Annotated in this window: 20 protein-coding genes; 8 read left to right on the forward strand and 12 right to left on the reverse strand. The window is 33.2% G+C overall.

Annotation, left to right across the window (positions count from 1 at the left end; genetic code table 11):
* Positions 1-43: 43 nt before the first annotated feature.
* Together hemC and hemA are read right to left on the reverse strand one after the other, a co-directional pair.
* Positions 44-1618: a hydroxymethylbilane synthase gene (gene hemC, locus ACU4C5_RS05800; RefSeq protein WP_446846112.1), complete on the reverse strand. Its 1575-nt coding sequence runs from the start codon at positions 1616-1618 to the stop codon at positions 44-46.
* Positions 1611-2873 carry a glutamyl-tRNA reductase gene (hemA, locus tag ACU4C5_RS05805; protein ID WP_446846113.1) on the reverse strand — a complete coding sequence of 421 codons (1263 nt, stop codon included), beginning with the start codon at positions 2871-2873 and terminating at the stop codon, positions 1611-1613. The genes hemC and hemA overlap by 8 nt, the downstream gene beginning before the upstream one ends.
* 193 nt (positions 2874-3066) lie before the next feature.
* Between hemA and ACU4C5_RS05810 the strand changes: the two genes are divergently transcribed.
* From ACU4C5_RS05810 to ACU4C5_RS05835, 6 genes are read left to right on the forward strand one after another with little or no spacing between them, the layout of a single operon-like run.
* Positions 3067-3969 carry a helix-turn-helix transcriptional regulator gene (locus ACU4C5_RS05810; RefSeq protein ID WP_446846114.1) on the forward strand — a complete coding sequence of 301 codons (903 nt, stop codon included), beginning with the start codon at positions 3067-3069 and terminating at the stop codon, positions 3967-3969.
* Between the two features lie 16 nt (positions 3970-3985).
* Positions 3986-5014, forward strand: coding sequence for a ferrochelatase (hemH, locus tag ACU4C5_RS05815; protein ID WP_446846115.1), 1029 nt, complete (start codon positions 3986-3988; stop codon positions 5012-5014).
* Positions 5014-6375: an MATE family efflux transporter gene (locus tag ACU4C5_RS05820; RefSeq protein ID WP_446846117.1), complete on the forward strand. Its 1362-nt coding sequence runs from the start codon at positions 5014-5016 to the stop codon at positions 6373-6375. Before hemH ends, ACU4C5_RS05820 begins: the two co-directional genes overlap by 1 nt.
* A 13-nt stretch (positions 6376-6388) precedes the next feature.
* Positions 6389-6937, forward strand: coding sequence for a CopD family protein (locus ACU4C5_RS05825; RefSeq protein WP_446846118.1), 549 nt, complete (start codon positions 6389-6391; stop codon positions 6935-6937).
* A gap of 48 nt (positions 6938-6985) precedes the next feature.
* Entirely contained in the window at positions 6986-8446 is a 1461-nt protein-coding gene (locus ACU4C5_RS05830; RefSeq protein ID WP_446846119.1) for a sensor histidine kinase, read from the forward strand.
* Positions 8447-8458: 12 nt separating this feature from the next.
* Entirely contained in the window at positions 8459-9238 is a 780-nt protein-coding gene (locus ACU4C5_RS05835) for an enoyl-CoA hydratase/isomerase family protein (RefSeq protein WP_446846120.1), read from the forward strand.
* A 79-nt stretch (positions 9239-9317) separates the two neighbouring features.
* On the opposite strand, the gene ACU4C5_RS05840 is transcribed toward ACU4C5_RS05835, so the two are convergent.
* From ACU4C5_RS05840 to ACU4C5_RS05860, 5 genes are all read right to left on the reverse strand, one after another.
* Positions 9318-11468 (reverse strand): S46 family peptidase, encoded by a 2151-nt coding sequence (locus tag ACU4C5_RS05840; protein ID WP_446846121.1) that lies wholly within the window; start codon positions 11466-11468, stop codon positions 9318-9320.
* A 112-nt stretch (positions 11469-11580) separates the two neighbouring features.
* The gene (locus ACU4C5_RS05845) at positions 11581-12234 is read right to left on the reverse strand and encodes an HD domain-containing protein (protein WP_446846122.1); all 654 of its coding nucleotides are present in this window, start codon (positions 12232-12234) and stop codon (positions 11581-11583) included.
* Between the two features lie 75 nt (positions 12235-12309).
* On the reverse strand, positions 12310-13302 hold the full coding sequence (locus tag ACU4C5_RS05850; RefSeq protein WP_446846123.1) for an acyl-ACP desaturase: 993 nt from the start codon (positions 13300-13302) through the stop codon (positions 12310-12312).
* An 11-nt stretch (positions 13303-13313) separates the two neighbouring features.
* Positions 13314-14051, reverse strand: coding sequence for a lysophospholipid acyltransferase family protein (locus tag ACU4C5_RS05855; protein ID WP_446846124.1), 738 nt, complete (start codon positions 14049-14051; stop codon positions 13314-13316).
* Positions 14052-14151: 100 nt separating this feature from the next.
* Positions 14152-14562: a BrxA/BrxB family bacilliredoxin gene (locus ACU4C5_RS05860; protein ID WP_446846125.1), complete on the reverse strand. Its 411-nt coding sequence runs from the start codon at positions 14560-14562 to the stop codon at positions 14152-14154.
* Positions 14563-14679: 117 nt separating this feature from the next.
* Here ACU4C5_RS05860 and ACU4C5_RS05865 point away from each other — a divergent pair, with 117 nt between their 5' ends.
* Positions 14680-15429, forward strand: coding sequence for a TerB family tellurite resistance protein (locus tag ACU4C5_RS05865; RefSeq protein ID WP_446846126.1), 750 nt, complete (start codon positions 14680-14682; stop codon positions 15427-15429).
* Positions 15430-15469: 40 nt separating this feature from the next.
* Here ACU4C5_RS05865 and ACU4C5_RS05870 read toward each other — a convergent pair whose 3' ends face one another.
* On the reverse strand, positions 15470-17719 hold the full coding sequence (locus tag ACU4C5_RS05870; protein ID WP_446846127.1) for a TonB-dependent receptor: 2250 nt from the start codon (positions 17717-17719) through the stop codon (positions 15470-15472).
* A 157-nt stretch (positions 17720-17876) separates the two neighbouring features.
* Here ACU4C5_RS05870 and ACU4C5_RS05875 point away from each other — a divergent pair, with 157 nt between their 5' ends.
* Complete coding sequence (locus ACU4C5_RS05875) at positions 17877-18350, forward strand: hypothetical protein (RefSeq protein ID WP_446846128.1); 474 nt, start codon at positions 17877-17879, stop codon at positions 18348-18350.
* Positions 18351-18357: 7 nt separating this feature from the next.
* Here the strand turns inward: ACU4C5_RS05875 and ACU4C5_RS05880 are convergent, their stop codons facing one another.
* The 4 genes from ACU4C5_RS05880 to ACU4C5_RS05895 are packed head-to-tail and all read right to left on the reverse strand — an operon-like array spanning position 18358 to position 22169.
* The gene (locus ACU4C5_RS05880) at positions 18358-19626 is read right to left on the reverse strand and encodes a chloride channel protein (protein WP_446846129.1); all 1269 of its coding nucleotides are present in this window, start codon (positions 19624-19626) and stop codon (positions 18358-18360) included.
* A 42-nt stretch (positions 19627-19668) separates the two neighbouring features.
* A complete protein-coding gene (locus ACU4C5_RS05885) occupies positions 19669-19809 on the reverse strand; it encodes a FeoB-associated Cys-rich membrane protein (RefSeq protein WP_446846130.1) in 141 nt (46 codons plus the stop codon).
* Between the two features lie 31 nt (positions 19810-19840).
* Positions 19841-21943, reverse strand: coding sequence for a ferrous iron transport protein B (gene feoB / locus ACU4C5_RS05890; RefSeq protein ID WP_446846131.1), 2103 nt, complete (start codon positions 21941-21943; stop codon positions 19841-19843).
* Complete coding sequence (locus ACU4C5_RS05895) at positions 21936-22169, reverse strand: FeoA family protein (protein WP_446846132.1); 234 nt, start codon at positions 22167-22169, stop codon at positions 21936-21938. Before ACU4C5_RS05895 ends, feoB begins: the two co-directional genes overlap by 8 nt.
* Positions 22170-22236 lie beyond the last annotated feature (67 nt).

Genomic DNA, 22236 nt, shown 5'->3' on the forward strand with positions numbered 1-22236 from the left:
TTGTAGGACGCAAATTTGCTTAAAACAACGTGTTGTAAAACGACTAAATATAGTGTTCGTTTACTAACTCAATAACACTTTCAACAGTTGGTACTTTTGCAACTCTAACATCTTTAAAGTGTTCTCTAGCTACCGCAGCTGTTGTTTCTCCAATACAAAATGCAATTCCGTTAGCTTTATTTTTAGTCATAAAACTATCAACAGTTGAAGGGCTATAAAACATAATACCTTCAATATTATCTTTTACTTTTTCTGAATCAAATTTTGTTTGGTAAGCTTCAATTTCGTTAACTTTTATGTGATTTTCACTTAAGATAGTTGGTAAATCATCTAATCTTAAATCGCTACAAAAATAAGTTACTTCTGTACCGTCAATAAAGTCTACTAAATATTCGGCTAATGCTTTTGCGTTCTTTTCGGTATGGGTTACTTTTCCAATACGTTTTTCAGTCATTCGTTTTGTACGACGACCTACGCAGTATATATTTTTAAATTGTAATTCTTCGGCAGGACAGTTGTTTAAAATAGCTTCAACTGCATTTTTGCTTGTAATAATTACGTTTTGGGTTGGTTTTTTTAATAAAGAAGGTTGTATTCTATTCAGGCTAATTTTAATAGCATCATTACTTTCAGTTACCAAACCGTCATTTAATAGAAAACGTTGGTCTTCTGTAAGTGATTTTGTAGAATATATATTAGTTTCTTTTCCTGAATCTTTAATAGCATCCATTAAACGTTTCCCACCACGTTCAATAATAAATTCTGAAGAAAATTGAGCAATTTGATAATGTTCACCTACTTTTTCAGTACGAGAAACTTCAATTTTCTTAGTTCCATCAGGACTTAATAAAACACCTTTAAAAAGTACTTCTTCGTCTTTTATGTATGCTAAAGCTCCAATTGGCGCCGAACACCCTCCTTCTAAAAGTCTTAAGAAATCACGTTCAATTGTAGTACAAGTGTCGGTTTCTTCGTCATTTAGTTCTTTGCAAATTTCTTTAATTTCTTCATCTTCATCTAAAGCTGTAATCATAACTGCTCCTTGTGCTGGTGCAGGAATCATCCAATCTAAATTTACAGAATTTTCAGGTGTTAAATCTAAACGACCTAATCCTGCTGCTGCAAAGATAGCACCGTTCCAATCGCTGTTTTCTAACTTTTCTAAGCGTGAATTTACATTTCCGCGTAAGCCAACAATTGTGTGTGTAGGAAAACGGTTAAGCCATTGTGCTCTACGACGTAAGCTTCCAGTTGCAATTATACCTTCGGGTGCAGATAAAAACTCTTCATTATTATTAAAAACTAGTGTGTCTTTAATATTTCCACGTTTTAAAACTGCTGCTTTTACAATACCATTTGGTAAAGCTGTAGGTACATCTTTGTAAGAATGTACAGCAATATCAATATCGCCGTTAAGCATTGCAATATCCAGAGTTTTAGTAAAAACACCTGTAATTCCTAATTCGTAAAGTGGTTTGTCAAGGACTAAATCACCGGCAGATTTTATAGGAACTAATACTGTTTTATGACCTAAGTGTTGTAATTGTGATTGTACTGTTTTGGCTTGCCATAAGGCTAATTCGCTATCGCGAGTTCCAATGCGTATTGTTTTAGACATGGTTTGAAGATTCTTCTAGTTGAAATACTTTTTTTATTAATTCTAAGCTTTCAATAGTCGAGCAATCATCATCTTTTAAATGATGTGCAAAATGGTTGGTTATTTTTTGAATAATGTTGTTACTTATTAATTCGGCTTGCGCTTCATTAAAATCAGACAATTTTTTGCGCTGTGTATCTAGTTCAGCAACTTTAAAGTTGTTGAGTTTGAGTTTTAACGCTTTAATTGTTGGTGCAAATTTACGAGTTTCTAACCAACTATTAAACTCTATTTTTATATCTTCTATAATCGCTTCGGCATGTGGTATTTGTGCCTTTCTGTTTTCAAGCGTTTTATCTGTAATTTGTGAGAGGTGATCTAAGTGAATAACTGTAACGTTTTCTAGCTCTTCAACGTTGATATCTACATTTTTAGGGATAGATAAATCTAAGACTAATAATGGTTTTTCAGATTGAATTAAATGTTTATCAACCGTAGGGTTTTGTGCTCCTGTGGCTACAATTAAAATATCCGAATCACTAATTTCTTCTTGTAAGTTGGCATAATCTTTAACTAGTACGTTAAATTTTCCCGCTACTTCTTCAGCTTTGGTTTTTGTACGGTTAATTAAAGTAATATGTTCGTTTTTGGTGTGTTTTACCAAGTTGTCGCAAGTGTTTCTTCCAATTTTTCCTGTTCCGAAGAGTAGAATATTCTTGTTTGAAATATCACTAATATTATTTAAAATGTATTGTACCGATGCAAAAGATACCGATGTGGCACCAGATGAGATTTCAGTTTCTGTTTTTATACGTTTACTTGCTTGAATTACAGCATTAATTAAACGTTCTAAAAAGGCGTTAAGTAAACCTTCTTTTTTTGAGTATCTCGCGCTTATTTTTAACTGGCTAATAATTTCAAAATCACCTAATATCTGACTGTCTAAACCAGATCCTACTCTAAACATATGAGAAATAGCATCTTTACTTTTATATATATAAGCTACTTTTTGAAACTCCTCAACGCTACCGTTGGTGTTATCACAAAGTAATTTAATAAGTTGAAAAGGATGTTCTGCAAAACCGTAAATTTCTGTACGGTTACAGGTAGAAGTGACAATTAAGCTTTCAATACCATTAGTTTTTGCTTGCTGATGAAGGGCTTCCATTCCGTCGCTATTTAAGCTGAAATGACCGCGAATTTCAGCATCAGCTTTTTTGTAGCTTAAGCCAATAGCGTAAAAATAAGTTGTTTTCAATTTGTTATTATTTTCCATTAAACAATTTTGGAACTTTAAAGAAACAAAAGTAACGGTAACGGTTTCTAAAAAATAACGCTCAAGGAACAATAAGTGTCGCTGTTAGTTTTTTGAGGTTATTTTTTAATTAATCCCTTGAATTAGCCTATTTTTGTAAGGTTAATAACACTTTTTAGACTATCAGTTTAGAATTAATCTAAATAACTTTAAAATGGATTCAAATTTTAATTCAGAAAAAAGTATCGCCCAAGGATCTTTTAATGAGGTAGAAATAGATAAAGATTTTTATATTCTTACCTATCAAAATGAAAATAATGTTGAAGCAACCCTTCAGCGACATATTGATAGTAGTTTTATTCAATTTCACTTCTGTTTAAAAGGATCTTGCCAATTTATTTTTAATAATGGAAGCTATGCTTTAGATATTGAAGATGAAAAATCGCTGTTATTGTATAATCCACAACGTGATTTACCAATCCATCTTACGAGTAAACCACATTCATGGATGGTAACCATGTTAATTTCTATTAAGAAATTTCATAGTTTATTTTCTCAAGAAGCTGATTATATCACTTTTTTAAGTGGGGACAATAAGGATAAAAAATATTATAAAGACGGAAAAATTACGCCTTCAATGGCAATTGTATTAACACAATTAATTCATTATAATCTTAATAGTTCTATCCGTAATTTATATTTTAAAGGTAAAGCTTACGAGTTATTGAGTTTGTATTTTAACAGAAGCGAAGATGCAAATATTGAGCAATGTCCGTTTTTAATGGATGAGACCAATGTGGTTAAAATTAGAAAAGCTAAAGATATTATCATTAATAGAATGACTGAACCGCCTACATTACAAGAATTGGCAGACGAAATACAATTAAGTTTAAAGAAATTAAAAGAAGGTTTTAAGGAAATTTACGGGGATACAGTATTTAGTTTTCTGTTTGATTATAAAATGGAAGTGGCCCGTAAACTATTAGAGTCTGGAAATAATAATGTTAATGAAGTTGGATTAAAAGTAGGTTACAGTACTGCGAGTCATTTTATTTCAGCATTTAAAAAGAAGTATGGCACAACGCCAAAAAAATATATAATGTCATTATCTTCGTAATATATAAAGAGTACACATGAAAGGAGTTTTATTAGTAAATCTTGGTTCACCAGAAAGCCCAGAACCAAAAGATGTAAAAAAATATTTAGGAGAATTTTTAATGGATGAGCGTGTTATCGATCTTCCTCTAATTGCAAGGGCATTATTAGTTAAGGGGATTATCCTTAAAACAAGACCTAAAGCTTCTGCTGCCGCTTACAAGAAAATATGGTGGGAAGAAGGTTCGCCTTTAATTGTAATTTCGGAGCGACTTAAAGATAAGGTGCAAGAAGAAACGCCACTACCAATTGCTTTGGCTATGCGTTACGGAAGTATGACTATAAAAAAAGGATTACAAGAATTAGTTGATAAAGGTGTTGATGAAGTTTTTTTAATTCCGTTGTATCCACAATTTGCTATGGCAACTACCGAAACAATTTTGGTGCTTGCTGAAGAAGTTAGAGCTGCAAGTTTTCCAAACCTTAAAATTGACGCTTTACCAGCTTTTTATAACAGAGAAGACTATATTGAAGTGCTTGCTAATTCTTTAAAGAAGAATTTAGAAGGTAAAACATACGAGCATTATCTGTTTTCATATCACGGTGTACCAGAACGTCATATCAAGAAAAGTGATGTTACTAAATCGCACTGTAAAATTGATGGAAGTTGTTGTGCAACGCCAAGTAAAGCGCACGAGTTTTGCTATAGACATCAATGTTTAAAAGTCACAGAATTAGTGGCTAAAAAACTAAACTTACCTTCAGATAGTTTTTCAACATCATTTCAATCGCGTTTAGGTTTTGATCCTTGGTTACAACCTTATACCGATAGAACTATTGAGCGTTTTGGAAAACAAGGTATAAAAACTATGGCGATTTCAACACCAGCATTTGTGAGTGACTGTTTAGAAACTTTAGAAGAAATTGCTATGGAAGGTGAAGAAATTTTTCACGAAGTAGGAGGGAAAGAATTTAAAACATTACCCTGCTTAAATGACGATAAAGAATGGGCTGGATTATTAGCAAAATGGATTACCAATTGGGCTGATGAAAAGGTGGAAGTATAATGGCCGAAAGTCAATCTAAAAACCTAGGAACAGAACCTATTAGCAAATTGCTTGTTAAACAAGCAGTACCCGCATCAATAGGGATTTTAGTGATGTCTCTAAATATTTTAGTAGACACTATTTTTGTAGGAAATTGGATAGGATCTATCGCAATTGCTGCCATAAATGTGGTGTTGCCTGTGTCCTTTTTTATTGCCGCCTTAGGAATGAGTATTGGTATTGGTGGGGCTTCAGTTATTTCGCGTGCATTAGGTTCGGGAGATAAGGAAAAAGCACTAAAAACCTTTGGAAATCAAATTGTACTAACCTTATTCTTTACAATTACTTTAGCGAGTTTAGGACTCATTTTTGCCGATAGTATTATTCCTGCTTTTGGAGGAAAAGGCGCTATTTTTGAATCTGCAAAAATATACTATGTTATTGTACTTTATGGTGTTCCTTTTTTAGGACTAAATATGTTAGGAAACACAATAGCTAGAGCAGAAGGTAAACCCAAATACGCTATGTATGCTATGATGTTTCCTTCGGTAGGAAATATTGTTTTAGATTATCTTTTTATAAATGTACTTGGCTATGGTATGGAAGGTGCTGCTTGGGCAACCACAATTTCTTATCTACTTTGTTTTGCTTTTTTATTACGTTTTTTCTTATCAGGAAAATCAGAATTGAAAGTGAATATCTCTCATTTTATACTAAAAAGTAAGATTGTTTCTGAAATTGCATCTTTAGGATTTGTAACTCTTGCAAGACAAGCAGTGGTGAGTATTACCTATCTGTTTATGAATAATATTTTGTTTGATTTAGGAGGCGAAACCTCGGTAACTTCATACGCAATTGTAGGTAGAATGCTTATGTTCGCACTTTTTCCTGTATTCGGAATTACACAAGGATTTTTACCTATTGCTGGTTTTAATTATGGCGCTTCTCATTATACACGAGTTCGCGAAGCGATTAACATCGCTATAAAATATGCTGTAGTATTAGCAACGCTTGTTTTTATACTATTAATGTGTTTTCCAGAAACAATTACGTCCTTATTTACTACAGAACCTGAAGTATTAAATAAAACACCAAGCGCCATGCGTTGGGTGTTTGCAGCAACACCAATTATTGCAATACAGTTAATTGGTGCAGCCTATTTTCAGGCCATAGGAAAAGCCACTCCTGCATTGTTATTAACCTTAACGCGACAAGGATTTTTCTTTATTCCTTTAATTTTAATTTTGCCTAATTTTTATGGCGAATTAGGGGTGTGGATGTCATTCCCAATTTCTGATGTTTTGGCAACTATTGTAACCGCCTATTTTTTGAACAGAGAAATAAGAACTAATTTGCAACCCGAAGTCGTAAAAACAGACTAACTATTTTATTGCTATGGAATATTACAACTATATAAAATCGTTTCATTTAATCTTTGTGATTACCTGGTTTGCAGGATTATTTTACATTCCACGTTTATTTGTATATCAAATTGAAGCCTCTCAAAAACCATCTCCAGATAAAGAAATTTTAGGTACGCAACTTAAAATTATGGCCAAAAGACTTTGGACAATCATTACCTGGCCATCAGCTATTTTGGCTGTATTATTTGCAGTTTGGTTATTAATTTTGCAACCATTTTGGCTACAAGAGGCTTGGATGCATGTAAAACTGACTTTTGTAGTATTGTTGATTCTATATCATTTAAAAACGCACCAATTTTACAAACAATTACAACGCGATCATGTGAGAAAATCATCAAATTTTATGCGTTTATGGAACGAAGGGGCGACCTTTATTCTTTTCGCTGTTGTGTTTTTGGTCATTTTAAAAAGTGCTATCAATTGGGTTTTTGGTGTGATTGGTATTTTTATTTTAGGTATTTTATTGATGTTAGGCTTTAAAATCTATAAAAACATTAGGGCTAAAAACGATGAAAAGTAGACGCCTTGGCTTGATTATTGTTACCTTTATTTCATTATAATTTTATAGATGAAGCTAAAAAAACTTTCATTACGATTTAGGATATTTATTGCCATGATATTGGTGGTATTACTAGCCTCTATACTTATTGCTGCAGTTTCTATTTATCAATATAATGAAGAGGCTCAAGATTATCATAGAGACCGGTTGGAGCGTAAAGAATCTGCTATAAAAGAACATATCAACTATATTTTAAGCGGTCGGCAAAACACCTATGTGGTGAGTACCGATAATATTCCTTTAATATTTAAAGAGAAAATCTACGAGATTTCTGCTATACACGAGCTTCAGGTAAATTTGTATGATTTAGATGGTGGTTTGCTAAAATCATCAAAAGCAAGTATCACTGCCGATTCTATTTCTACATGTTTAGATGCCGAAATACTAAATCGTATTTCAAATACTGCAGATCATCGCTATATTAGAAAAAATACTAAAGACGGAAAGGTGTTTCAGTCATCTTATTCGTATATCACCGATCAAAAATTTAAACCTTTAGCGATTTTAAATCTTCCTTATTTAGAAAATAATGATTTCTTAAATAAAGAGTTGAAAGAATTTTTAGAACGCTTAGCCTATGCTTATCTATTTATGCTATTTATAGCGGTAGTATTGGCGTATTTACTGTCTAAATATATTACCAAATCATTAAAAACAATTAGCGATAAAATAAACGAAACCCGATTGGAAAAACGCAATAAAAAAATTGAAGTAGAATCATCTAGTGAGGAAATTGAAATTTTAGTACGTTCTTACAATAGTATGATTGATGAATTGGAAGATAGTGCTATAAAACTCGCAAGAAGCGAACGTGAACAAGCGTGGAGAGAGATGGCAAAACAGGTGGCACACGAAATTAAAAATCCGTTAACACCAATGCGATTAAGTGTGCAGAGTTTTCAACGTAAGTTTGATCCTACAGATCCTCAAATTCATCAAAAGTTAGATGAGTATACTAAAACAATTATTCAGCAAATAGATACCATGAGTTCTATTGCTTCGGCATTTTCAAACTTTGCAAAAATGCCAGCACAACAAAATGAAACTCTTAATGTAGTAAGTATTGTAAAGCTAGGTTTAGATATTTTTAGTGAAGATTTTGTGGTGTTTTCAGCAGAAAAAGAAGAAATATTAGCCGATTTTGACCGTACGCAATTAATTAGAGTAGTTACTAATTTGGTGAAAAATGGCATTCAAGCGATTCCTGAAAATCAGGAAAATAAAAGAATAGCTGTTCATATTTCCGAAGAAAATGAAAATGCATGTATTACCATTTCAGATAATGGAACGGGGATTTCAGAAGACAATAAAATTAAAATATTTGAGCCTAAATTCACGACTAAATCTAGTGGAATGGGGCTTGGTTTAGCAATGGTTAAAAACATTGTAGAAAACTATAAAGGAAGTATTACTTTTACAACAGAACAAGATAAAGGCACCACTTTTATAGTGCTTTTTCCAAAAAAATAAAATAATTATAATATGAGTTATAACAACATTCTTTCGGAAACTAGCAATGGAATTACAACCATTACTATTAATAGACCAAAAAAATTAAATGCTTTAAATAGAGCAACTATTCAAGAACTTCACGAAGCTTTTGATGCTGCAAATACAGCTAAAGAAACTAAAGTTATTATTGTTACAGGAAGTGGTGAAAAAGCTTTCGTTGCTGGCGCAGATATTAGCGAATTTGCTGATTTTGATATAGAAAATGGAGCAAAATTAGCGGCAAAAGGACAAGAGATTTTATTTGATTTTGTTGAGAATTTAAGCACACCTGTAATTGCTGCAGTGAATGGGTTTGCTCTTGGTGGCGGATTAGAGTTAGCTATGGCAGCTCATTTTAGACTCGCAAGTGATAATGCAAAAATGGGATTACCAGAAGTATCATTGGGGGTTATTCCTGGATATGGTGGTACGCAACGTTTACCGCAATTAGTAGGAAAAGGTCGTGCGATGGAACTTGTTATGACAGCAGGTATGATTGACGCTGCAACAGCCTTAAATTATGGTTTAGTAAATCACGTAGTGACTCAAGAGGAATTATTACCATTGGCTGAAAAAATAGCAGGTAAAATTATGAGAAATTCATCGGTAGCTATTGGAGCCGCTATTAAAGCAGTAAATGCGAATTATAAAGATGGTGTAAATGGTTTTGAAGTAGAAATTAATGCTTTTGGAGATAGCTTTGGTACCGCTGATTTTAAAGAAGGGACAACGGCTTTTTTAGAAAAACGTAAAGCAGATTTTCCAGGGTAATAAATAAGGGAACTATAAGATATAAAAAAAGCGACCATCATTTTTGAGGTCGCTTTTTTATTGCTGTTAACTGAAGTGATTACTCACCTACAATAGTTAATTCATCTACAATATGTTTTGCATTTGAATACTTGTCAATTAACCAAAGTACGTATCTAATATCAACGTTAATAGTACGTTGTAATTTCTTGTCAAAAATAACATCACCAGCCATAGCTTCAATATTACCATCAAAAGCTAACCCAATAAGTTCACCTTTTCCGTTAATAACAGGAGATCCAGAGTTTCCTCCAGTAATATCGTTATCTGTTAAGAAGTTTACAGGAAGTTCACCTTTTGCATTAGCGTAACGTCCGTAATCTTTCTTCGCATAGATATCTAACATGGCTTGTGGTAAATCAAACTCACCATCATTAGGTATGTATTTTGCAATCATCCCTTTTAAGGTTGTGTAATTGTTTACTGCGGCATCATTACGGCTATCTTTAGGTAGCGCTCTTACTTTTCCGTAAGATAAACGTAACGTTGAGTTTGCGTCTGGATATGCAATGCTACTTAAACCAGATTCACGTAATCCTGCAACTAATAATCTGAATGATTTTTGGTAATCGTTTTCAGGTTGTACTAAGTTTTCAGGTTGTTCTCTGTATTTGTTTAATAATTCAGTTGATAATTTGTAAAGTGGATCATTTTCTACTAAAGCTTTATCAGGGAATTGTAAAAATGCTTCTACTTTTTCTTTAGAAGAAAAGATACTTAATTCCATCATAGCATCAACATAAGCAGTAAAGTCATTGTTGTTTGCAGCTCCTAATTCTGTAATTAATTCAGGAAGCGGATAGTTAGTTTTTGAAGCATATAATCCTAAATGTGCAGCAAATACTTCAGTTTCTAATGGTAAGTACATTTCACTGTAAGATTTTTGTACGTAAGCTGTAAGTCTAGGTAATAATTCTTTACGTTTAGCTTCGTTAGCATCTGCATATTGCTCTAAAGTTTTACCTAATCTGTAAGGTAAGATAGCAAAATTACTTCCACGTAACATTCCTAATAGGTAGTTACTATGTCTTGCTTTTTCGTTTGTTAACTCGTAGTAGTTATTAATATCAGCAATAACATTACCGTATTTAGCTTTGTTGGCTTTTTTATTAGCCCATTTATTGAATTTCTTTTCAACTTTAGATTTTGTAGCAACAGTTTTGTGAGCTGTTAAAGCATCAATCATTCCACCTCTATTTTTCCAGTAGTTTGCAGTACCAGCATAGGTAGAAGCATACATAAGGTTAACAGATTCGTCTTGATCCATGTATTTTTTCATCACATCCATACTTAATTTGCTAGACTCAACCCAAGCAGGATAAGCAAATTTCACGTTTTGCTCAACACCTTGTGCAGGCATCCAACGGTTTGTACGTCCTGGATATCCTAAAATCATTGCAAAATCATCTTCTTGAACACCATCAATATTTACAGGAAGGTGGTAACCCGCTTGCATTGGTACGTTTGTAGTTGCATATTTTGCAGCTTTTCCTTCTTTGTTTGTGTAAACTCTGAATAAAGAAAAATCACCAGTATGTCTTGGCCATTCCCAGTTATCAGTATCTCCACCGTATTTTCCAACACTTTCTGGAGGTGTTCCTACTAAACGAACATCTTCATAATCTTCGTAAACAAAGTAGTAAAATTCATTACCTTGGAAAAAAGATTTTACTGAAACAGTGTATTTTCCACCTTCATTATTTTCTTTCTCAATTTTAGCAATCTCTTTATTGATAGCAGCTTCACGTTCTTTTTCAGTCATGTCATCGTTAACCTGAGCTAAAATACGCTCGGTAGCAGTGTCCATTCTTACAAAAAATCTAACGTATAAGCTTTCTGGTTTAAGTTCTTCTTCCATAGAACCAGCCCAAAATCCATTTTTTAAGTGGTTTTGTTCTTCAGTAGATAATTCTGCAATTGCTGAATATCCACAGTGATGATTAGTTAGTAATAATCCGTTTTCAGAAATAATACTCGCTGTACAACCACCGTTAAATTGCACAATGGCATCTTTTAAACTTTGATTGTTGATACTGTAAATTTCTTCTGGAGTTAATTGTAACCCCATTTTTTGCATATCACGATGATTTAATCGCTCAATATGCATTAAAAACCACATTCCTTCATCTGCAAACAATGGTGCTGCAAAAGAAAATAAAAGCATGGTTAATGATAAAATAAGTTTTTTCATGGTTTGATTTTTTATAGAACCCAAAAATATTCAAAAATTCGGTCATTCTTTGGGTTTACTTGTGTTAAAAGGTGTTAAAGTAATGTAATATTAATAGTGTTAGAATTCGTTATTATTTTTCGCCATTCCACTCTGCAAAAAACTGATTTAGATATTCTTCCATAAACAGATGACGTTGATTAGCTATTTTTAATCCAGTTTTGGTATTCATTTTATCTTTTAGTAGCAGTAATTTTTCATGAAAATGATTAATTGTTGGAGCTGTTGAAATTTTATATTCAGCTTTAGTCATATTTAGATTTGGCTGAATTTCAGGATCGTAAATCGTTCTGTTTTTAAAACCTCCGTAGTTAAATGTTCGGGCAATACCAATAGCTCCAATGGCATCTAATCTATCTGCATCTTGTACGACATCTAATTCTGCAGACTTAAATTGTTGTGCTTCATTTCCGCCTTTATAAGAAATGTTTTCAATAATTTTTATCACATGATCAATGGTGTTTTGATCTACATTTTGACTAGCCAAAAATTGTTGCGCGACTTTTGGACCTACGGTTTCGTCACCATCATGAAACTTGCTATCTGCAATATCATGTAATAAGGCACCAAGTGTAACAATTTGTATGTTTACGTCTTCTGTTTTGGTAATTAAGAGTGTGTTTTTATAAACACGTTCAATATGAAACCAATCGTGTCCGCCTTCGGCACCTTCAAGTTTTTCTTTTACAAAAGCAATTGTGTTTGTGAGGAGTGTGTTGTTGTTCATTATAGTTTTAAAAAAACAATTCCCTTCAAAAAAGATTGAAAGGAATTGGGAAGTTATTTTGTTTTATGCCGTATTTTATTTGATAATAGCCGGTTCTACCCATTTAAACTGGTAAGAATTTTCGGGTATTTTCATACGTTCCGATAAGCGTGTTAAACGCGACGGTAATTTCATTAGATAATCTCTAGCCTTTTCAGCATCATCAGACAGGTTGGTAATTTTATCAATTTCCCAACGGTGAATTAATTTCTGTAAAATATCAACATAATCAGTTGCTGTGTATACACCAATACGTTGTGCGGTGTTAGAAAATTCTTCGAAAGCAGAACTCATTTTATCTCCAGATTCTCTTAAAAAGTGAGCTGGCATGGTGATTTTTTGTTTCATCATATATTGAAACGCCATCATCATTTGATTAGGGTCTACTTTAAAAATACGTTCTACAAACTCACAATATGCATGGTGGTGTCTCATTTCATCTCCTGAAATAATTTTACACATTTTACTTAATTGTTTGTTTCCTTTGTCTTTAGCTAATTTGGCAACTCTATTATGGGAAATATAAGTTGCTAATTCTTGAAAACTAGTGTATAAAAAGTTTTTATAAGGATCTCTATCTGTACCAATATCAAAACCATCAGCAATAAGATATTGCGTAGTTTTTTCAATTTCTTTCATGTTTACACGTCCAGAAAGGTATAGATATTTGTTAAGTACATCTCCATGCCTGTTTTCTTCGGCGGTCCAATGACGTACCCATTTTGCCCATCCGTTTTGTCCATCCATTTGGTTAACGCCTTCTACGTCCATTAACCATGATTCGTATGTTGGTAATGCTTCTTCAGTAATCATATCTCCTACTAAAACTACCCAGAAATCATAAGGTAATTCTTTTGAGAGTTCACGTATTTCTTTAACCTCTTCAATAAAATTATCGCCTTCAGTATTTGGTAAGAAATCTGTTGGTTGCCAGATCTTATCAATTGGAATTAAATATTTTTCGATTAATGAATTTACGTCTTTTTCTAAAAACTGCATCACCTCTAATCTTATGTTTTTTAATGACATTGCTTTTTGTTTTAAAGTTTAATATTAGAAATAATAGTGGTTTCAATACTATTAATTAAGGCTTCTCTATCTGTAAAGGTAGCTAATTTAATAGGCTTATGTGTGGTAATTGTGATATGATTTCCTATACCCATTGGAAATTTTCCGTAGCGTAACATCTTCCAGGAGTTGTTTATCGTTACAGGAACAATGGTTGCTGAGGGGATTTTTTTGAATAAAATTTCTAACCCTTTTGTTTGAAATTTACGAGGCGTACCATCTTTACTTCTTGTGCCTTCTGGAAAAATAGCTGCTGCTCTATTAGATTTTTCAATAGATTCTCCAAATTTCATAATGGCAGGAAGTGCTTGTCTTGGATTTTTTCTATCTATTAAAACAGAACCTCCGTGACGTAAATTATACGACACGCTTGGTATGCCTTTTCCGAGTTCTTTTTTACTAATAAATTTGACATGATGTTTTCTGAAATACCATATTATTGGCGAGATATCATACATGCTTTGATGATTAGCTACAATAATTATTGGTTCGTCTGTACTTATATCATACGGATTTGTAAATGTATAACGCGTTCCTAAAAGATTAGTACATCGCATAATGGAAAACTGTAAGAAATCAACACTCTTCTTATGTGCTTGATATCCAAAAACATTAAAACAAAACCATTGTATGGGATGGAATATGACTAAAACCAAGCCAAAGAAAACAAAATATATTGCGGTAAGCGGATATGCTAAAATTTTTCTCATAATGCAAAGGTAATTCAAAGGATAATATGTACAAAAAAACCACGACTAAATCGTGGTTTTATATCATTTGCTGTAAGTGATTTCTCTGTAAAAGAGGTGATTAACAGTTTGCGTTGTAAGCATCCATAAGGTTTTCTGCAATCATTTCGGCAGGACGACCTTCAATATGGTGACGCTCTAACATGTGTACTAACTCTCCATCTTTAAAAAGCGCCATACAAGGTGAGCTAGGAGGAAAAGGTACCATATGTTGTCTTGCTTGGTTTACAGCGTCTTTATCAACACCTGCAAAAACAGTTACAATATGGTTTGGTTTTTTTGCATTTTCTAAGCTCATTCTAGCACCTGGACGTGCATTTGCTGCTGCACAACCACATACTGAATTTACAACTACAAGCGTTGTTCCTTCTTTTGCTATAGCTGCATCTACAGCTTCTGCAGTATGTAATTCTTCAAAACCAACTTTGGTTAAATCTTCGCGCATTGGTTTTACTAATTCTGCTGGATACATATATTTTAATGTTTTAAGATTAATATTTAAAATGCAAAGATACCAATTGTGTAACAAAGTATTGATCAATTCTACTAACAAATAGTATATTTGACCATAAATAAAATCTATAGTATAATGAATTTTTCAAAATGGATAGGGGCAACATTAGGTTGGTCGTTTGGCGGACCTGTTGGTGCAATTATAGGATTAGCTTTAGGCTCTATGATAGATGCAATGTCTGATGGTAAATCGGGTAAAAACCCTGGTTCAACATCTTATGGAGGTGGAGCGCAGCGTCCTGCAACCTTATCGGGAGATTTTGAGGTGAGTTTACTTATCTTATCTTCAATAGTTATAAAAGCTGATGGAAAACAAGATCAACGTGAATTAGATTTTGTACGTGCTCAGTTTACTCAAATGTATGGTAAAGAACGTGCAAATCATGCCTTTAAGTTATTTAAAGAAATAAATAAACAACAAATTTCTACACGTCAAGTTTGTTTACAAATACAACGTATGATGGATCATCCGTCACGTTTACAACTGCTTCATTTTCTCTTCGGAATAGCTAAAGCAGACGGAAATGTTGCCGAAAGTGAAGTGAATATTATTTACACCATTTCTGGATATTTAGGAATAAATACTAACGATTTTGAAAGTATTAAAGCGATGTTTTATAACAGTAGCGAAAATGCATACAAAATTCTTGAAATTACTAAAGACGCTACACCTGCCGAAATTAAAAAAGCCTACAGAAGAATGGCTAAAAAATACCACCCAGACAAGGTGATTCATTTAGGAAAAGAACATCAAAAAGGAGCTGAAGAAAAATTCAGACTCGTGCAGGAGGCTTACGAGCAGTTACAAAAAGAACACGGGTTTTAATTAAGGGTTAGTTTTACCTAACCCCTATAAAAAACTAATCTTAATCCAACTTATATCTTACACCTAAAAATGCTCTAATACCTTGGTTTGGTCCGTATACATAAGACGGATCAAACGTTAAGGCGTAAGGATTATTGGCAGTTGCTACCGCATTTCCTGAGCCATCAAAGGATACGTTTTCATCAAAAGGATCATCAGCACGAGCTATAATAAAAGGATTTCCTTTGTTTGGTGTCCAATTTAATAAGTTTTTCACTCCTGCATAACATTCAAAATCAGAAAACCCATCATAAGTAAATTGTATATTTTGAATACTCCAAGTAGGCGAATATTCTTGTCTAGGATCTAAATCTCCTAAAAGTGGTAATCGCATTGGGCCGTATAAATTTCCGGTATAATCAATGCTTAAATCATATTTATAAAGTTTGTAGGTTAATCCCCAGGTTGCTGAAAATTTTTCGGTTAATATTTGATCTGTTTTCACTCCATCATCTTCATTACTTACATCTTGATAGGTGGCTCCAAGTGTTGCTTTTAGTCCGTTGCTAAATACAAAATCGGTATTTAAGCTTACCCCTTTTGTCGTTGCGCTTCCGTTTAAATTATCGTAAATAATCTGGTTAGGATTGGTATCATAATCCGGAAGTATAATATTATTAAAATACGTGTACCAAACTGAAGCATCTAGTGTAATCATGATGCTACTTTTTGTGTACATTTTTCTTAAATAATTAAGATTGATATTGTAAGAACGTTCAGGTTTTAATTCTGAAGCTACAACCACATCTCTAGAACCTGTTAATGCTGCATGTTCTTCGGTAAATAAATTAACAACTCTAAACCCTGTTCCGGCATTTATTCTGAAAATAGATTCTGCATTAGGTTTGTAACGGTATGCCACTCTTGGCGTAAAAATATTTCCGTGACGTTTATCATAGTCATATCTCGCGCCTAAAAGCACCGTATTTTTAGTATTGAAAGCAATTTCATCTTGTACAAAAAATGAAGGAATTACAATTTCATCTGCTGTTTCAGTAGCTGGCGTATTATCGTTATAATAATTGTAACGCGCTGCGGCACCTACTAAAATATCGTGATTTTTATAAGTTGTAGGCCATGTTAATTGCGAAAATCCAATACGTTGTTGTGCTAAATATGGTGTATCTCCGTACACTGAATTCTGATCATGATCGGTATAAGAAAATTGAAAAGATAAAGGTGTTTTTGTTGGTAATTGGTAGTTTCCAAGAACTTCAAAACGTTTAGTGTAAATACTTTCTCCGTACACTTCATCGCCACCTCTGTAGCTTTTATTCCATTGCATTTCTCCTCCCCAACGATCTTCGTAAAATATACGACTGGCAATATCAAAAGCACGATTTTCTTTACGTTTAAAACTCCATTTCTGAAATAATGAAATGCGATCTTGTAGTGTTACATCTGTAAAATTGTCGTTATTATTATCAATTGGAGTATTGTAATTAAAATAATTTAGACCTAATAATACGGTTGCTTTTTCTGTAACATTTGCTTTAAAACCTATATCTACATTGGTTTCTGCCCAACTAGTTGTAAATACATCTGCAGTAAATTTAGGTGCACGATCTGGCGTTTTTGTAATGATATTTATTAAACCACCAACGGCTTCACTTCCGTAAAGCGACGAGGCAGGACCTTTTACAATTTCTATTCGCTCGATTAAAGAATTTGGTATTCCAGATAAACCATATACTGTTGAGAGTCCGCTTACAATAGGCATTCCATCAATTAATACTAATGTGTATGGACCTTCAAGACCATTAATATGAATGTCTCCTGTGTTACAAACGTTACAATTAAGTTGTGGCCTTACACCGTTAACATTCTGTAAGGCTTCAAATATATTTGATGTTGGATTCTTTTTTAAAAATGCTGTTGAATAGACTTCAACTGGTACCGGACTTTCTAATCGTGTTACCGGTTTTAAAGTTCCTGAAATAACAATTTCATCTAATGATTCGTTTTCATTAAGATTAAAACTTGCGGTAATATCAGTATTGGTAACTGTAATACGTTTTTGTTCTTTTTTATATCCCGTAAAAGACGCCACTAATGTATATGTACCTTTTGTAACTGTTGTAATTTTATAATTACCATTTTCGTCACTAACTGCTCCTTTGTTGGTGCCTTTTAAATACACGTTTGCAAATGCAACACTGTTATTGTTTGAGGTAATACGTCCTGATATGGTTACCACATTTTGAGAAAAAACGGTGGTTACAAATAATATAAAAAGTAGAGATAGTTTCATTAAGGCTTAATTTTGTTTTTTCAAACATATAAATTATTTTTAGACTTGTCTAAAAATATGTTTACTTTTATTTAAAACAGGATTTTTTCTACCGATTAAAACATGAATGATTATCTTTAGTCTTTAGATAAATAAAGAGTTATTTGTAATTTATAAGATGAAATTTTTTCCAAGTAAGAACATAGAATTTTCGCTCATAGGAAGTTATACAGAAACGTTAGAACGTTTACAAAGACGTACAGAGAAATCTGAAAGTTTAACCTCTCAGTATACCGATAAAACCTTTAGAGGTTGGATTAGAGGTAATAAGTTTAGGCTTATTTCTTCAGCGATAGGAAAAGGTGCTTTTTGTATGATGGCGGGTGAAGTTAACGACCAAAAAGGACATGTAACCGTTACCATTCACAAAGCATTTAAAGTGCTTTTAAGTATTTTGTTGTGTTTTCCTGTAGTGGGAATTATAATTGCCATTTTAACAGGTACTGAAACATTTCATTCTATTTTTATTGTTGTGGTAATTGGTCAGGTAATTTTTCTTAGATACGTGATTATTGAAATTGCTTTTAGAGTTTTATCTAAGCAAAGTTTACAGCGTTTACGTGATGTTCTGGATGTGGAATGGGATAATTGATTGGTGTTTATTCCTTTTCCATTTGAGACGCGATAAATGGAATTTTAGGCGCTAAAAAGTATCCTGTTAAACTCGCAAATAATATGGGAACTAAATGTCCAAATCCTGTTAAGGTTGCTAGTAAAATTGTTGTACTCATTGGTGTACGGGTAACACAAGAATTAATTGCCGCCATACAACTAACAATGGCTAACATGGGATTAACTGTAGGGAATACTTGATGTATTATTAAGCCTAATGTTGCTCCTACAAAATAAAGTGGAATAATAAATCCACCTCTCCAGCCGGATGTTACAGTTATTGAAATGGCAATAATTTTAGCGATTAAAATGGCAAATAATAAGGGTAAAGAGAATTTTCCTGAAAGGAGTTCGTTAATTTCATGATGACCAAAATATCGTGTTATTGGAAAATAAAAAGCGATAACACCAAGTAAAAGCCCTCCAGTTAGGGTTTTTATATAGATGGGGATGGGATATTTCTCAAAAATAGATTTTAAAAATTTTGTACAAAAAATAAAAACCCATCCAAAGGTTGCTCCAATTATTGCAAAAAGAACAGCATAGCCAAAATCAAAAAAGCCTGAATATTTATAAGCAGATAAATCCCACGTAGGACCAAGTCCTAAGTGAACGATTAAAGCAAAAACTAAATAACTAAAGCAACTTGCTACAAATGCAGGAATTATAGCTTTGTAATATTCCACGGCGTGTTTGTGGTGAAGTATTTCTAATGAAAATAAACTACCACCTAAAGGCGCTCCAAATAATGCTGTAAATCCAGAAGCCATTCCAGCGATACTTAAAGACCGTAATTCTTCTCCTTTAAGGCGGAATAATTTTCCTATCCAAGTTCCTGTAGAACCTGTAATTTGTACCAATGGTGCCTCGGGACCGAGACTACCTCCTGATGCCACACATAACAAGGATGATAATATCATTGAGGGGTTATTTCTGGGCTCTAGTTTTCCTTTGTTAAATCGAATATTATTTACAATTAGATCTATTTCTCCGGGATCTCCAATAAAGTGAATTATTAATCCTGCTAAAAGTCCGGAAATTGCCATCACAGGAATCACTTGCCAACCGCTAAAAAAGGCTAATTGATGTGTAAGAAACTCAAGTACAATCCAATATATACCAGCAATAAGTCCGCCCAATAGTCCTAGAAACGCCCATAACAGGAAAGTGCGACTAAAAACAAAAGGATTAAATTTGATAGGTTGATCTAAAATACTTAAATAGGTTACTATTTTTCGTCTTCGTTTTAGTTTCATCTCAAAAAATAATATGAAAATTTAGGGTCAGATAACTGTCTTTTAATGACAACCACAATCATCATCGCCACCACAAGATTTTGTGCTTTTAGATTTCGATTTCCAGAAGTATTTTTTCACTAAATATCCAACAGCCAAACCTAAGGTTGTAAAAAGTAATATGTTTTGTATGATGGTGTTCATAATTTAATTAGTCGTTAAATTAAACAATTCCTTATTTTAAAACTTGATAAGCAATTAAAGCAGCAACATAAGCAAGACCTGTCATAAATGTTAATTGTAATAAAGGCCATTTCCAGCTATTAGTTTCTCGTTTTACAACCGCTAAAGTTCCCATACATTGCATGGCAAAAGCATAAAATAAAAGTAGAGAAATCCCTGAAGCTAAATTAAATAAAGGTCCGCCAGTAACAGGATTTACTTCACCTGCCATTCGGTTTTTAATGGTGTCTTCTTGTTCGCTTTCTACGCTATAAATAGTAGCTAATGTTCCTACAAATACTTCACGAGCGGCGAATGAACTAATAATAGCTATTCCAATTTTCCAGTCGTATCCAAGTGGTCTAATTACAGGCTCAATAGTATGTCCTGCAATTCCTATGTAAGAATGTTTTAATTTATAAGAATCTATTTTTTGAGTTAACTCTTCTTCATTTAAACTTTGCGAATCTACTTGAGAGGTCACAATTGCTTCAGCATTATTAAAATCATCTCCAGGACCATACGATGCTAAAAACCAAAGTACAATTGAGATGGCTAAAATTATTTTTCCGGCACCAAATACAAAGGCTTTTGTTTTTTCGAATACGGTAATTCCAACATTTTTTAGAAGCGGTAGTTTATAGTTTGGCATTTCAACCACAAAAAAGGTCTTTGTTTTAAGTTTCATTAACTTATCTAACAAGTAGGCCGATAAAATAGCAGCACCAAAACCTAAAAGATATAATAGCATTAAGGTTAAGGCTTGGTAGCCAATAATACCAAATAAACGTTCGTCTGGGATCACTAACGAAATGATGATTAAATACACCGGTAAACGTGCCGAACAAGTAGTGAATGGTGTTACTAGAATGGTAATTAAGCGTTCTTTCCAGCTTTCTATATTACGAGTTGCCATTACTGCAGGAATAGCACATGCGGTTCCCGAAATTAAAGGCACAACACTTTTTCCGCTTAGTCCAAAACGTCTCATCACACGATCCATTAAAAAGACTACACGGCTCATATAACCGCTTTCTTCTAAAATAGATAAGAATAAAAATAAGAAGGCAATTTGCGGAATAAAAATAACAATTCCACCAAGTCCCGGAATAATTCCTTCGGCAATTAAATTTGTAAAAGCTCCGGCAGGAAGTACGTTTTTACTCCATTCGCTTAATGCTGAAAAACTACTGTCTATAAAGTCCATTGGAACTCCAGACCAGTCATAAATCGCTTGAAAAATAGTTAATAATATAAAAAAGAATACCACGTAACCCCAAACTTTGTGTGTTAGGATTCTGTCTAATTTAATACGTAAATCTTTGGCAGTGCTTAAGTCTACGGTAAGTCCTTTTTTAAGCGCGTTATTTATAAATTGGTAACGCTTTATGGTTTCTTTTTGCTGTAATCGTTTTAAATCGGCTTTACTTTTAGTTTTAAAATCGGCCAAAGCATCCACTTCATTTCTAGAAATATTTGCAAAATTTACGTCTTGTGTAATCACCAACCACAATTTGTATAGTAATTGATTAGGAAACGCCTTTTCTAAGGTTTCAAAGTATGCAGGATCTATAACTGTTGTATTTAAACACGGCTCTGTAGATAGTTCTTTGTAATTGGTAATGCGCTCTTTTAGTTCCGAAATTCCTATATTTTTTCGTGTGCTAATAAGTGCTATTTTAGTATTGAATTCTTTTTCAAGGTGTTCAATATCTAAAGAAATTCCCTTATAAGCCATCCTATCGCTCATATTAATGACTAGTACGGTGGGAATTTGTAAATCTTTAATTTGTGTAAAAAGAAGAAGGTTACGTTTTAGGTTTTCTACATCTGTAACCACTACAGCAACATCTGGGAAATCTTTATCGTTTTTATTAAGTAGTAACTCAATCACCACATTTTCATCTAAAGACGATGCGTTAAGGCTGTAAGTTCCTGGTAAATCTATAATATGCGCTTTTAGTCCGCGCGGTAATTTACAAACCCCTTCTTTTTTTTCAACAGTAATTCCTGGGTAGTTTCCTACTTTTTGGTTTAAACCTGTTAAAGCATTAAATACTGATGTTTTTCCAGTGTTTGGATTTCCTATTAAGGCAACATTAATCTGCTTACTCATCTATACGATCTATTAAAATATGAATTGCAGTTTCTTTTCTAATGGCCAAATGTGTTCCGTTTATATTCAGGTATAATGGATCTGCAAAAGGCGCAACTTGTACGAGCTCTACATGGTTTCCTGGTAAACAGCCCATTTCTAGGAGTTTTAATGGGATATGGTTAGAAGAAACATCTGTGATGATTCCTTTTTCTCCTCTTTTTAGTTTTGCTAAAGTTGTCTGCAATGCTTATTTAGATTGATTTTAAAGAAGCAAAAATAAGAGAAATTATTAGGGTAAAAAAATAGACATC

The organism is Lacinutrix undariae, assembly GCF_052934785.1.

Bases quoted from the DNA above. Each gene is read 5' to 3' on its own strand.
- ACU4C5_RS05855 (WP_446846124.1), bottom strand. From the start codon at position 14,051: ATGAGAAAAATTTTAGCATATCCGCTTACCGCAATATATTTTGTTTTC.
- ACU4C5_RS05850 (WP_446846123.1), bottom strand. From the start codon at position 13,302: ATGTCATTAAAAAACATAAGATTAGAGGTGATGCAGTTTTTAGAAAAA.
- ACU4C5_RS05865 (WP_446846126.1), top strand. From the start codon at position 14,680: ATGAATTTTTCAAAATGGATAGGGGCAACATTAGGTTGGTCGTTTGGC.
- ACU4C5_RS05825 (WP_446846118.1), top strand. From the start codon at position 6,389: ATGGAATATTACAACTATATAAAATCGTTTCATTTAATCTTTGTGATT.
- ACU4C5_RS05870 (WP_446846127.1), bottom strand. From the start codon at position 17,719: ATGAAACTATCTCTACTTTTTATATTATTTGTAACCACCGTTTTTTCT.
- ACU4C5_RS05820 (WP_446846117.1), top strand. From the start codon at position 5,014: ATGGCCGAAAGTCAATCTAAAAACCTAGGAACAGAACCTATTAGCAAA.
- hemH (WP_446846115.1), top strand. From the start codon at position 3,986: ATGAAAGGAGTTTTATTAGTAAATCTTGGTTCACCAGAAAGCCCAGAA.
- ACU4C5_RS05885 (WP_446846130.1), bottom strand. From the start codon at position 19,809: ATGAACACCATCATACAAAACATATTACTTTTTACAACCTTAGGTTTG.
- ACU4C5_RS05875 (WP_446846128.1), top strand. From the start codon at position 17,877: ATGAAATTTTTTCCAAGTAAGAACATAGAATTTTCGCTCATAGGAAGT.
- hemC (WP_446846112.1), bottom strand. From the start codon at position 1,618: ATGTCTAAAACAATACGCATTGGAACTCGCGATAGCGAATTAGCCTTA.
- ACU4C5_RS05880 (WP_446846129.1), bottom strand. From the start codon at position 19,626: ATGAAACTAAAACGAAGACGAAAAATAGTAACCTATTTAAGTATTTTA.
- ACU4C5_RS05840 (WP_446846121.1), bottom strand. From the start codon at position 11,468: ATGAAAAAACTTATTTTATCATTAACCATGCTTTTATTTTCTTTTGCA.
- feoB (WP_446846131.1), bottom strand. From the start codon at position 21,943: ATGAGTAAGCAGATTAATGTTGCCTTAATAGGAAATCCAAACACTGGA.
- ACU4C5_RS05835 (WP_446846120.1), top strand. From the start codon at position 8,459: ATGAGTTATAACAACATTCTTTCGGAAACTAGCAATGGAATTACAACC.
- ACU4C5_RS05810 (WP_446846114.1), top strand. From the start codon at position 3,067: ATGGATTCAAATTTTAATTCAGAAAAAAGTATCGCCCAAGGATCTTTT.
- ACU4C5_RS05830 (WP_446846119.1), top strand. From the start codon at position 6,986: ATGAAGCTAAAAAAACTTTCATTACGATTTAGGATATTTATTGCCATG.
- hemA (WP_446846113.1), bottom strand. From the start codon at position 2,873: ATGGAAAATAATAACAAATTGAAAACAACTTATTTTTACGCTATTGGC.
- ACU4C5_RS05860 (WP_446846125.1), bottom strand. From the start codon at position 14,562: ATGTATCCAGCAGAATTAGTAAAACCAATGCGCGAAGATTTAACCAAA.
- ACU4C5_RS05845 (WP_446846122.1), bottom strand. From the start codon at position 12,234: ATGAACAACAACACACTCCTCACAAACACAATTGCTTTTGTAAAAGAA.